This window comes from Lactobacillus sp. ESL0228 (assembly GCF_003692825.1).
In the GTDB taxonomy this organism is placed as follows: domain Bacteria; phylum Bacillota; class Bacilli; order Lactobacillales; family Lactobacillaceae; genus Lactobacillus.
In genome coordinates this window covers 15,134-27,911 of record NZ_REHJ01000008.1, presented here as the reverse complement: position 1 = coordinate 27,911, position 12,778 = coordinate 15,134, and the positions used below count along the sequence as shown (strand labels likewise).

13 protein-coding genes are annotated in these 12,778 nt (G+C 35.2%); 1 reads left to right on the top strand and 12 read right to left on the bottom strand.

Going from position 1 to position 12,778, the window contains the following annotated elements; translation table 11 throughout:
- Positions 1-3: 3 nt before the first annotated feature.
- The 5 genes from F5ESL0228_RS03570 to F5ESL0228_RS03550 all read right to left on the bottom strand — a co-directional run bounded on the left by F5ESL0228_RS03570 (position 4) and on the right by F5ESL0228_RS03550 (position 4,495).
- Positions 4-2,169 carry a penicillin-binding transpeptidase domain-containing protein gene (locus tag F5ESL0228_RS03570; protein WP_122022877.1) on the bottom strand — a complete coding sequence of 722 codons (2,166 nt, stop codon included), beginning with the start codon at positions 2,167-2,169 and terminating at the stop codon, positions 4-6.
- Positions 2,169-2,531 (bottom strand): cell division protein FtsL, encoded by a 363-nt coding sequence (gene ftsL / locus F5ESL0228_RS03565; RefSeq protein ID WP_122022876.1) that lies wholly within the window; start codon positions 2,529-2,531, stop codon positions 2,169-2,171. The genes F5ESL0228_RS03570 and ftsL overlap by 1 nt, the downstream gene beginning before the upstream one ends.
- A gap of 13 nt (positions 2,532-2,544) precedes the next feature.
- Complete coding sequence (gene rsmH, locus F5ESL0228_RS03560) at positions 2,545-3,492, bottom strand: 16S rRNA (cytosine(1402)-N(4))-methyltransferase RsmH (protein ID WP_122022875.1); 948 nt, start codon at positions 3,490-3,492, stop codon at positions 2,545-2,547.
- Positions 3,493-3,495: 3 nt separating this feature from the next.
- Positions 3,496-3,927, bottom strand: a complete 432-nt coding sequence (gene mraZ / locus F5ESL0228_RS03555; protein WP_122018083.1) for a division/cell wall cluster transcriptional repressor MraZ — start codon at positions 3,925-3,927, stop codon at positions 3,496-3,498.
- Between the two features lie 241 nt (positions 3,928-4,168).
- A complete protein-coding gene (locus F5ESL0228_RS03550) occupies positions 4,169-4,495 on the bottom strand; it encodes a DUF3397 domain-containing protein (protein ID WP_122018082.1) in 327 nt (108 codons plus the stop codon).
- A 99-nt stretch (positions 4,496-4,594) separates the two neighbouring features.
- On the opposite strand from F5ESL0228_RS03550, the gene F5ESL0228_RS03545 reads away from it, so the two are divergent.
- Positions 4,595-4,735, top strand: coding sequence for a DUF4044 domain-containing protein (locus tag F5ESL0228_RS03545; protein ID WP_122018081.1), 141 nt, complete (start codon positions 4,595-4,597; stop codon positions 4,733-4,735).
- Positions 4,736-4,762: 27 nt separating this feature from the next.
- On the opposite strand, the gene mreD is transcribed toward F5ESL0228_RS03545, so the two are convergent.
- The 7 genes from mreD to F5ESL0228_RS03510 all read right to left on the bottom strand — a co-directional run bounded on the left by mreD (position 4,763) and on the right by F5ESL0228_RS03510 (position 12,538).
- A complete protein-coding gene (gene mreD, locus F5ESL0228_RS03540; protein WP_122018080.1) occupies positions 4,763-5,296 on the bottom strand; it encodes a rod shape-determining protein MreD in 534 nt (177 codons plus the stop codon).
- Complete coding sequence (gene mreC, locus F5ESL0228_RS03535; RefSeq protein ID WP_122018079.1) at positions 5,296-6,147, bottom strand: rod shape-determining protein MreC; 852 nt, start codon at positions 6,145-6,147, stop codon at positions 5,296-5,298. Before mreC ends, mreD begins: the two co-directional genes overlap by 1 nt.
- Positions 6,148-6,197: 50 nt before the next feature.
- Positions 6,198-7,202 (bottom strand): rod shape-determining protein, encoded by a 1,005-nt coding sequence (locus F5ESL0228_RS03530; protein ID WP_122018078.1) that lies wholly within the window; start codon positions 7,200-7,202, stop codon positions 6,198-6,200.
- A 97-nt stretch (positions 7,203-7,299) separates the two neighbouring features.
- Complete coding sequence (locus F5ESL0228_RS03525) at positions 7,300-7,923, bottom strand: RadC family protein (RefSeq protein ID WP_122022874.1); 624 nt, start codon at positions 7,921-7,923, stop codon at positions 7,300-7,302.
- 38 nt (positions 7,924-7,961) lie between these two features.
- Positions 7,962-8,639, bottom strand: a complete 678-nt coding sequence (locus F5ESL0228_RS03520) for an HAD family phosphatase (RefSeq protein WP_122022873.1) — start codon at positions 8,637-8,639, stop codon at positions 7,962-7,964.
- On the bottom strand, positions 8,620-9,897 hold the full coding sequence (locus F5ESL0228_RS03515) for a folylpolyglutamate synthase/dihydrofolate synthase family protein (protein WP_122022872.1): 1,278 nt from the start codon (positions 9,895-9,897) through the stop codon (positions 8,620-8,622). The genes F5ESL0228_RS03520 and F5ESL0228_RS03515 overlap by 20 nt, the downstream gene beginning before the upstream one ends.
- Position 9,898: 1 nt before the next feature.
- Entirely contained in the window at positions 9,899-12,538 is a 2,640-nt protein-coding gene (locus F5ESL0228_RS03510) for a valine--tRNA ligase (protein ID WP_122022871.1), read from the bottom strand.
- Between the last annotated feature and the right edge of the window lie 240 nt (positions 12,539-12,778).

Sequence of the window (12,778 nt, the reverse complement as noted above, 5' to 3'; positions counted from 1 at the left end):
GTGCTACTCCTTTAATTTTATTTTTATTTTATCTTTTGACTTAATCGGTAATTTTGGCAAAATACTCTGATCTTGAACCCAGCCTGACCCACTAATAATTAGATTTAGATCAGTTAATTCAGAAAATTGATGAAGATCATCAAGTGTCCAACCTTTCATATTTGGACAAATCATTTGTCCTGAAGTTTTAACAAATAGCCGTGACCCAGGCAATTCTTTTTTACCAGGAAGATAAGCCTGTGCCGTTATTTTATCACCCTTACCAATTTTTTCTAGTTCAAGGCCAACCTGATTCGCTTTTTTTACAGCATCAGAATAATTCAGCCCTTTAAAATTAGGTACCTTAACATATAGTGAACTATTCAGTCCACTTTGCGACATTAAAATAATTCTCTTCATTAGGGGCTTGAAAATAGATGCCAAAATTACTTCAGCGGGTTTACTCATTCTGCGTGGTTGTTTCATTGTAATATAGATACAATAACGTGGATTTTTGGCTGGTGTAACACCAACCACCGAAAAAATATAATTATTATCACCTTTTAAATAGCCTCCGCCCTTAAGATTGGCGATCTGAGCTGTACCAGTTTTAGCTGCAATACTTTCATGATCAATTCTATAAATTGATCCAGTACCAATGCGCTTATTCAAAACCTGCTTCATGTTAGACAAGACTACTTGCGCAGTTTCAGGAGAAAATACAGGCTGGCCAACTTTTTTAATTTGATAATTAGTGATTGTTTTCCCTGTTGGATCGCATGTTTTATCAACAAATTGTGGTTTAACCATTTGTCCATTATTTGCCAAACTACTGAATGCCTGCATCATTTGCATTACATTAACATTTACACCTTGACCAAAACTAGTTACTGCCTGATCAATTGGTGAATTAAAAGTCAAAAAGCCTGGTTGCTCGCCCGGCAAAGTTACTCCTGTTTTTTGACCAATACGGAATTTTTTCAAATAGCTATACCAAGTCTTGGCCCCCATTTGTTGTTCAATATGAACAAATCCTGTATTGCTGGATCGCGCAAATGCTTGTGAAAATGGTATACTTCCCCAGCCATGCGCCTGCCAGTCATGAATAGCTGAACCTTTAACTAGCACAGAGCCAGAATTGTAATATTGATTAGGATGATAATTACCACTATTAGTAGCGGCTGCTAGTGTTAAAACCTTAAATACTGATCCAGGTTCAAAAGTGTCCTGAATCAAGATATCACGATATGAGTGACTTAAATTCTTTTTCGTTTGTGGATTAAAAGTTGGCCTTTGCGATGCAGCTAAGACTTTACCAGTTTTTAAATCTTCCACTACTGCTGTCATTGATACAGGGTCGTAGTTTTTTTGAACATAAGTTAACCTACTTTCCAGATAAGTTTGTAGCTGTGAGTCAATAGTTAAGTAAATATTATTTCCATCAACCGGTGCTTTGTATGTTTGAACACTGTTTGGCGCTTGATAATTTGCAGCATCAACCGATGAAATTTGATAACCATCCCTACCAGACAGAGTATTATCATACCATGCCTCAAGTCCCATAGTTCCTACCAAATTTTCTTTTTTGGTCTTCTTATTATATTCTGGAGTTGCTAATCCAATCACATGAGAAGCAAAATTACCATTTAAATAGAGTCGAGACTGTGTCTCAAAAAATTTGATTCCTGGCAATTTCATCTTTTCAATTTTATCCTTTTGTTTCTTATTTAAACCAATACCAGCATTACCAAATTGTACTTGAAAAGCTGGATGTATTGGAGACAAATAATGTAAAATTTGATTTTTGGATAAAGGCAGAACTTGAGCTAATTTTTCAGCTGTTATTTCTTTATTTACAACATATTCCGGTTTGTTTTTATAATTAATTGACGACTTATCCAAAATGGCATAAACAGTATACAATTGAGAATCTTGCGCAACTGCTAATCCATTGCGATCATAAATCGTTCCACGATTTGCTTTTAATACTTGATTGCGCATATACAGCTGTTCAGTTTTCTGATTTAAATTTTGACCATTAACAGTTTTAGATATTCCAACATATAAAAATCTACCCATAAATACAAGAAAAACCAAAGCTACAGTTACCTGAAAATATCTTCCAACTGTAAAACGGTATCTGTGAGCTTTGGATTTTTGTGATTCTAAATTTATAACGCGTTTTTTCATTAGCGAATAGTCCTAATATTTTTATCGATTAAAGTCAACCCATTGCTACGAGCAATCCTGTTCATTCTACTAGTCGAAGTTAACTCTCCCATTTCCTGACGTAAATCGCTAACTTGACTCTGCTTTTTTTCAACTAAACGCTGTACACTGGTAAGTTCATGCTGGGCTGATGTTGCAGAAATACTAGAAGAAACTAAAATAGCCATTAAAACAACTGTAATAATTGCTCCCACAGTCAACAAAGTCTTCTCGAAAACAGACCAAGAAACTTGATGATAATCAAGAACTTGCCGCTGCCTATTTTGTGGTTTTGGCTTTTCATTAGGATTAAATTCTATTTTTCTTGCTAAACTATCAGCCATTGCTTTTCCCTCTTCACAATTTTTCTGCTACCCGCAACTTGGCACTGTGTGAGCGGTTATTATTTTTTAATTCTTCATCTGAAGCAACAATTGGTTTTCGATTAACCAAACGCATTCTTGCTTTTAAAGTATCTGGTATCATTGGCATTCCCCTTGGAACTTCAACTTCAGAATACTTTTTAAAAATACTTTTGACGATTCGATCTTCGTCGGATTGGAAAGTAATTACACTAATTCTGCCACCCGGCTTTAGTAAATCAATTGCCTCTTTAAGTGATTCATTTAATACTTCGAGTTCATGATTTACAGCTACACGTAAGGCTTGAAAAGTTTTTTTTGCAGGATGTCCACCGCTACGACGAACATACGCCGGAATAGCTTCTTTAATTATTTCCACTAGCTCAAAAGTTGTTTCAATCGGTTTTTTTTGTCTGCTTTCAATGATTTTGTGAGCAATTTGACGTGAAAATTTCTCATTACCATATTTATATAAAATATTTGCTAAGTCTTTTTGACTTGTTTCATTTACCAGTTGATATGCATCGAGGCTTTGCCTCTGATCCATTCGCATATCCAGTCTGGCATCAAAGCGATACGAAAATCCGCGTTCAGCTTGATCAAATTGTGGAGAAGAAACTCCTAAGTCATAATAGATACCATCAATACCATCTTGATAACCTAGCTTAACCAGATTCACATTCAGATGGCTAAAATTATCGTGTACCAATTTTAATTGCGGACCAGTTTTCGAAGCTAATAAATTAGCAAAGTTTAACTTTGCTGAATCTATTGCATATTGATCTTGATCAAAACCGATTAACGTTCCTCTATCAAGTTTACTTAACAAGTACTTTGCATGTCCGCCTCCACCAAAGGTTGCATCCACATAAAGCCCATCATTTTTTGGTTTTAATTCATTAATTGTTTCGTGTAAGAGTACACTGGTGTGTTTGAATTTCATAATTTATAGTTCAATATTATCAAAATCTTCAGCAATATCATCATAATCTTCGTTAGCCTGTATGCTAAAATCTTCCCAACGATTTTTTGACCAAATTTCTATTCGGTCTGAAACGCCGACAATGACACATTCTTTAACCAAGGAAGCGTGATTCTTTAATGTTGTGGTCAGATTGACACGCCCTTGTTTATCGAATTCACACTCCATCGCACCAGAATAAAACAAACGTGTAAAACTACGTGCATTTCTCTTAGTCAACGGAAGTTGTGCTAATTTGGCTTCAATTTTCTCCCATGCCTCAGTGGTATAGCCGAATATACAGCCCTCCATTCCACGCGTAAAAATCATCTTGTCACCAATCTGACTTCGTAAACGAGCAGGTATAATTAAGCGCCCTTTACTGTCAAGATTGTGATGATATTCACCCATGAACATGGCTTAGCCTCCTTCCTAAGAATAATTTACCACAATTCACCACTTCCTACCACTTTTTTAGTAATAAAAGATGAATTATTTAATTTTTTATTTTGAAATAAGTAAATTACCTTTATTTTTCAACTTTTTTATTTAAGAAAAATGTGGGGGTCTCATTGTTTCCAAATAAAAAACTGCTAAACTAATACTTTTAAAAAGCAAAATTTAGCAGTTTTTTATTTTATGTTCGAATTACTTAGAGTTAGATCATCATAAATAACAAGCCAAGATACCAAAATATTGTATTGACAGTAAGATAATCCCAAATTTGACGGATTAATTTAATTAAAGAAATATTTTTATTTTTAATTGCTTCAACAGCAGCTAAAATCACAATCAGAATAAAAAAAGTGAAAAAGCCATAAGGCAAGAATTCTGGCTTATCTTGCTGAACCGAAATTAAGTGACATGCCATAATAAAAAATAAAGGTAAAACATCATATCCTCTAAATTTTGCTTTTGGAAAAAAATGAGCTAGTCCAAAAGCGATAATTAATCCAATTAGCGGTAGTAAAAAAATATAAAGCATATTGCACCTCGATAATTTAATTATGCCTCTTATTGCTTTTCCTAATTGAAAAAAATAATCAAGTAGAATAAAATATTGTTCAAATAGGAGGACGAATTTATGGCACGTAGACATAAAAAGAAAAGATCAAAATTTCAAAGACTAACAATTGTAATGGCCTGGTTAATGGCACTCATTACCTTGGTAGGCATTATTATGCAGGCAGTTAGTTCATTAGCTAGCATGGGAATGCTAGGATAAAAACGTGAAGACAGTGGCTTCACGTTTTTATTGTTTGTAATTATCAAGATTAACCATAAAGGGATAATTACTAGCCAAAACGTCCCAAAGTTTGTAAGTAATTATTGTAAATAAAAGCGACCAACAAAGAGTAGGTATGATGCTTGTAAGTAGTTTGGTAACCGAAATACTACTAATGCCGACCAAATTTATAATCATCCAAGTATAAGAATCAAGCAAAATTACAGTTAACAAAACAACCAGAATCCTAACCCAAAAAACTTCTGGCAAAAAACGAGCTATCCGTTGTAATCCCCAGCAAATAATTGGTAAAGAAATAGTATAAATGCCAATGATTCCAAAATAATACAAATCAGCAATAATTCCACTACATAGGGAGAGCCAAATTTCATTTTTATTTGTATCATCAAATAATGCAATCAACATAATACCAATTGGCATCAACAAATTAGAACCACCTGTATTGGCAAAAAATTGATGCAAGAAAAAAGAGAGACTCGCATTAGTAACTAAGGCAACATATAAAGCAAATGCCAAGGTGAATTTCTTGAAGACATGCATTACTCTGCTACCTTTCTTTTTATCACAGTAACAATAGACGGATCATTTAATTCACCAGCTGGATTAATTTTTATCAAATTAGACAAGCCAAAAGTATCATGTGTTGTAGTAGCAATTGAACCAATTAACAATCCTTTTGGTGAATTTCCCCCCATACCACTTGTATATACTTTGATTCCAGCTTTAAGCTTATGAGCGTCAATTGCTTGAGTAAAGGCTAAAGTATTAGATCCAATTACAGTGATAACTCCATGAACTTTTTTTCCATTAGTCGCTTCCGCTTCAACCGCAAAACGATTTGCTGATTTATCACTAGTTGTAATTAATTCAACTTTAGCAGAAGCAGCATTAGTTTCAACAATTCGTCCAATCACACCACCACCTGACATGACTGCCATGTTTTTTTGTAAACCTGAAGTAGTACCTTTATTGATCACCAGCAAATCAAGCCAGCTATCTGGTGAACGTGAGATAACTGAAGCCTGTACCGTGTCATAGTCGGTCATTGTTTGTTTTACTTTTAATGCTGCCTTTAATTGTTGGTTCTCCGCTTCAAGCGCTTGATTGCGGGTTTTAGTCTGTTGTAATTCAGTTACACGACTCTTTAAATAATTGTTTTCATCTTGCGTTTTTAATAAATCATAAACACTGTTTAAATTACCTGAAACTATGCTAATCGGAAAATTAACTATTCTGGTACCAACTGCTACAATATCATTTCCAAAGCTTTGTATAAGTAATGGTGTATTTCGATTATTACGTAAACTTACGCTACCACCTATGATGGAAAAAGCAATAATAATAACTATACAGACTGATAATAATTTTTTATTTTGTAAAAACTTCTTCATATGGAATTTATCCCTAAAGAAAAGTCGGCAAAAATAGCCGACTTTCAAGATTATCTGCGACTTTTGCGCATTAGTTCAATGTTTTTAAGAGATTTGCCAGTCCCTAACGCAACACAATCAAGTGGATCCTGAGCAATAAAAACTGGGACTTTAGTTGCTTCTGAAATAACATCTGGTAAATTCTTCAGCAATGCTCCACCACCGGTTAAAACAATCCCATGGTCAATAACGTCTGCCGCAATTTCTGGAGATGTTTGTTCAAGTGTCTCTTTAATTGCCACAATGATATCCTGAACAACATCTTGAATAGCATTAGCAACATCAACAGCTTTTACATCAACAGATTTTGGTAAACCACTAACTAAATCACGACCACGAATATTAATCGATTCAATATTCGTGGCTTTTTCAACTGAAGCCGAACCAATTTGAATCTTAATATCTTCAGCAGTACGCTCTCCAATTAATAAATTAAAATTAGAGTGCACATAGTTTATAATTGCAGAATTAAACTTATCTCCAGCCTGCCGAATTGATGTAGAGGAAACAATGCCACCAAGTGAAATTGTGGCAACATCTGTTGTACCTCCTCCAATATCAACAACCATGGATCCAGTAGGATCCATGACTGGAAGCCCAGCACCAATAGCAGCAGCAAAGGGCTCTTCAATTACAAAAGCTTCACGAGCACCAGCAACCCTCGCGGCGTCAATGACAGCACGCTTTTCTACCTCGGTTACACCCGATGGCACACAAATCATCGCTGAAGGCTTAGCATTTCCCACTGTTTTCTCAATAAAGTATTTTAACATGGCAGCCGTAGTATCGTAATCCGCAATCACTCCATCTTTCATTGGTCGAATGGCAGCAATATTAGCTGGCGTTCTGCCGATCATTTCACGAGCTTCTGAGCCAACTGCGATCACTTTATCAGTTTGAGTGTTTTTTGCCACAACAGAAGGTTCTCTAAGAACAATTCCTTTTCCTTCCATATAAACAAGAGTATTGGCTGTACCCAAATCGATACCAATATTTTTAGCTCCTAATCCAAACACGAAAATCTCTCCTTAATAACTGCAGTCTCTAAATCTTGAATAATTATAGCATAAAGTACGATTTAAAATAGATTTCCGAGTTAAGTTTTAGATGATTTTAAAATAATTGTTTCTCTTTCAAGCTGAGATATTTGCCTTTACCGACAATAAAATGATCTAAAAAATCAATGTGCATTACTTGAGAAATTGATATTAAGCTCTTAGTTAATTCAATATCACTCTTAGATGGTGACAAATTACCACTAGGATGATTATGAACAACAAAAATTCCTGCACAAGCATATATCACGGCCCAACGAAAAATTTCCCGTGGATGCGCAATTGACTTATCTAAGGTTCCACGAAATAGGCACTTTTCTGCAATAATATGATTACTGTTATCAATATACAGAACCCATAATTCCTCCTGTTGGTGACCTGCCAACTTATCCATTAAATACATCCCTACTTCATTGCTGGAGGTCAAAATGGCCTCACGATCAGGCACAGCTAATCTCAATCTTTCAAGCAAATCTTCACAAACAATTGCAAGATCATCATCACAATTAGCGCCAGAAAGATAAGCAAACAGATCACTAAAACTATTCACTTGAAGTTCTGTAAGTTTTTTAATTAACTCATCAAATCGACTAATTCCATTATCATTCAGTCGATTAAACAAGTTACACAACAATTCCATATCTGTGTCTACGCAAAAGTGACTGGATTTGATATACTTCATTAAATCATTCCTTTCACTAATTAGATACGTAGAAAAGACTAAATTTTTTCTAAAAACTCATCAAAACTTGAACAAACAGCCACTGCACTATCCTTATCTTGATCATTTGCAGGCAATAAATTAGGAATCATTACACACTTTATTCCAGCACTAGTAGCAGATTTCACTCCAGAAGAAGAATCTTCAAAAGCAAGTAAATTACGTTTGGGTAATCCCATTCTTTCGGCAGCTAAAAGATAAATATCTGGTTCTGGTTTTGGCTTGATATGATTTCTATAAATGTCAGCAGAATTCAAATGAAAATCAAAGTAATTTCGAATACCAGTTACCCATAAATTATGTTCAACTACTTCCTCTGTATTACTTGTTACGATTGCCATCGAAAGTGCAAGATGCTGAAAGCAATCCAAAGCTCGCTGAACTCCGGGAAGTAACTTTAATTTACCCTCATCAGTCCATTGCCAAACCAATTCATTTGTACGTTTAATAAAACGATTCCGTTGCTCATAGCTACTAAAATAGCGATGATAAAAATGATTCATTTCATCTTCTGATGACCCAACAAGTTTTAAATAAAGATCATCTGGAACATTAATATGAGCTTCTTTAGCAGCCACTATATTAGCTTGCCAATACAGCTTTTCAGAGTTCATCAATAATCCATCCATATCGAACAGAATTCCCCTAACACGCTCGTTAATCCCTTGAACTTTCATTTGATTCCTCCAGCTGCAAAATATTACCAACTAGGTAAAATGATCCCGTTACTACTAGTATATCATTTGATTTACTCTCATGTTTTAAGGAAGCATATGCAGCTTTCCAATCTAGCCAATAAGGATATTTATTTTTGATTTTTTTCGGGAAATCTTCCAATTTAGCGGCACGTGGATAATCAATCGTTGTTAGATTTACCCGATCCGTTTCTTTGAACAAAGAAAAAATAGGATCCAGATCTTTATCCCGCATTATCATAATTAAAATTCTCACTGTAGCTTTATGCAAATTTTGCTGTTGATGAACAAAATTCAGCAAATTTTTCATTGCTTGCTGATTATGCGCCCCATCTAAGATAATTAAAGGTTGAGCCTGTAATATTTGATAACGTCCTGGAATTACAGTTTGATCAATCGTATCTATAATTTGCTTATCTGATAGTTGTAGCTGCAATAAAAAAAAGGCCTTAAGTGCAACAGCAATATCATAACTTTCTACCTTAGGTCGTGGTAAAAAACTAAGATAATGCTCATTATCTTGATAGATCAACTTTTTATTAAGAAAAATTTTAAAATTTTGCCCCAATTTATAGCATGCAGCATGTTGTTTAACCGCCCTTTTATTAATTATAGGCATAACTTCTCGTGGAATATTCCCCACAACTAACGGGCGATTTCTTTTAATTATGCCACTTTTTTCATAAGCAATATCTTGAATAGTCGGACCGATAATTTTCTCATGATCCAATCCAATTGTAGTAATAATGCTGACCTCTGGAATAATTACATTCGTTTTATCATGTTGACCACCAATGCCAACTTCAATGACCGCAAAATCACATTTTTCCTTGGCAAAGTAAACAAAGCCCATAACAACTTCATATTCAAAGGTTACTAATGAAAAATCCGGGTCAATTTTTCTTATTTTGTATAGAGCATTTTCAATTTGATTAGCTGTTTTAAGCATGGCAGAATCTGTCATGTTTTTACCATCAATTTGCATTCGTTCACCAAACTCAAACACATAAGGTGAAACAAAAAGGCCAGTCTTTTGACCGGCCTTTTCTAGCAAATGGCTTAAATAATACGATGTCGATCCTTTACCATTAGTCCCTGTTACGTGAATTGTTTTAACCTGGTCTTGTGGATCACCGAGGACATGTAAAATTTTTTGAATGTAACTTAAATCGGATTTAGAGTGTTTTTTAGGTAGAGCATATAAATATGACAAAAAGGTTTTCGTATTATTAAAAATCACTTTATTCACTCTTCTTCAATTCTTTAATTCTTTGCCGTACACCATCAAGTTGACTTTCATAATCGGACAACTTTTCTTTTTCCTTGTCGATAACAGCTGCTGGTGCATGTACCACAAAGCCCTGATTACTCAACTTCTTTGTAGACCGTTCCACCTCAGCTTCAAGATCTGTTTCTTCTTTTCTCATCTTCTTAATTTCATCTTCAACATTAACTAAATCAGCTAATGGTATAAAAATTTGCGCTCCCGAAACAACGGCGGTTTTAGCCAATTTAGGCGCTGAAATTTTAGTTGCAATAGTTAATTCTTTTGGATGCAAAAAGTTTTTAACATAGTCAGAATTATCTGTTAAAATGTGTTTATTTTTTGCATCTTCTAATTGAATCATGATATCAATAGAAGATGATAACGGTGCATTAACTTCCATTCTAATATTACGAACAGCCTTAATAATTTCAATTAAGAAAGCCATATCATGCTGAGCAGTATCATTAACAAATTCATTATGTTGTTCAGGGTACTTAGCAACCATAATTGACTTACCATCGTGTGGGATTGACAACCATAATTTTTCAGTTACAAACGGCATGATTGGATGAAGTAAACGTAAAATCTGATCAAGAATCCAAATTAAATTATCTTGCTTTCTAGCCTTTAATTCCGCATTATCTCCATTTAATGCAACTTTGGAAATCTCAATGTACCAGTCACAAAAATCATTCCAAATAAAGTTATACAATTCTCGGCCAGCTTCACCAAACTTGTATTCATCAAATAGCCGAATGACTTCACTAACAGTGTGATTCAATCGATCAAAAATCCAACTATCCGATAAATCAAACTGTTTAGTATCAGGTAAATGTGCCGGCTGCGAATCTTCTGGTAAATTCATGATTACAAATCGGGCAGCATTCCAAATTTTATTTATGAAGTTCCAAGCAGCAGATAATTTTTTCGGATTATAACGTGTATCTTGGCCTGGTGCTGTTCCATTAAGTAAAAACCAGCGTAAAGCATCGGCACCGTACTCATCAACCACATCCATTGGATCAACACCATTACCCAGAGATTTACTCATCTTTCTACCTTGTTCATCACGAATTAAACCATGTAAAACAACATCCTTAAATGGACGCTCATGGGTAAAGTGCAAGCTTTGAAAAATCATTCGTGATACCCAGAAGAAAATAATATCATAACCAGTAACCAAGGTATTAGTTGGAAAATAGCGTTTAAAATCGGCAGCATCTTCATCTGGCCAACCCAGTGTCGAAAATGGCCACAAAGCACTTGAAAACCATGTATCTAAAACATCAGAATCTTGATTCCAGTTTTCTTCATCCTTTGGTGCTTCCTCACCAACATACATTTCACCAGTCTTTTTATTATACCAAGCAGGAATTCGGTGACCCCACCATAGCTGACGAGAAATTACCCAATCATGAACATCTTCCATCCAATGCTCAAGTGTTTGCTCAAAGCGTTCAGGAACAAAGTTGACCTTATTTTCAGTTTTTTGATTTTCTAGAACTTTCTCAGCCAACGGCTTCATCTTTACAAACCATTGTGTTGATAAACGTGGTTCAACTTGAACACCAGAACGTTCAGAATGACCAACGGAGTGAACAATTGGTCTAACTTTAATCAAATAGCCTTGATCCTTTAATTCATTAACCAGGGCCTCACGGCAGTCAAAACGATCCATTCCTGCAAATTTTCCAGCATTTTCATTCATCGTACCATCATCATTCATTACGTTAATCCGTTCTAAATGATGACGATTTCCTACTGCAAAATCATTTGGATCATGTGCTGGGGTAATTTTAACTAGTCCAGTCCCAAATTCAGGATCAACATGTTGATCTTCAATAATCGGAATTTTACGACCTACTAGTGGCAATACCAATTCTTTACCAACAATATTTTTGTAACGTTCATCACCATGTGCAACAGCAACGGCTGTATCTCCAAACATGGTTTCTGGCCTAGTTGTCGCAATTTCTACAAAGCCCGAACCATCAGCGAATGGATATTTAATATGATAAAAAGCTCCTTTATCATCCTGATGAATAACCTCAATATCACTCAAAGCCGTTTGCAGTTGTGGATCCCAATTAATAATATATTCACCACGATAAATCAAGCCTTCATTATATAACTGTACAAATACCCGTTTTACAGCTTTCGATAGTCCCTTATCTAAAGTAAAGCGTTCACGCGAATAATCAAGGGATAGCCCCATCTTGGCCCACTGGCCTTTAATAATATTTGCGTATTCATCCTTCCAGTCCCAAACTTGTTTTACAAAAGCTTCACGGCCCATTTGGTGACGATCTTTTCCTTGCTTACGCAATTTTGCTTCAACTTTAGCTTGTGTCGCAATTCCAGCATGATCCATGCCTGGTAAATATAAGGTATCATAGCCCTGCATCCGTTTTAAGCGGATTAATGTATCTTGAATTGCGGTATCCCAGGCATGCCCCAAATGAAGTTTTCCTGTAACATTTGGCGGTGGAATAACAATGGAATATGGATGTGCTTTTTTATCACCCGATGGTTTAAAAAGATCCTGATCAAGCCATTCTTGATACCGACCTTCTTCAACTTCATGGGGATCATATTTAGGTGCTAGATCTGTCATAATTTTTCTCCCAATAAAAAAATCCTAGACAAATTGTCTAGGACGATTTAATTTAACCGCGGTACCACCTAAGGTTAAGCAGGTTAAAACCTGCTTCTCTTAACAGTGATAACGGTTAACTTACCGAATTAGCTTACTATTAGTTCAGCCAATCAGCTTAATCAAGCTACCAATTAACCTTCATTCGGCTTTTCACCAACAATGAGCCTTTCTCTATTTATAAAGTTAATACCCTCTTGA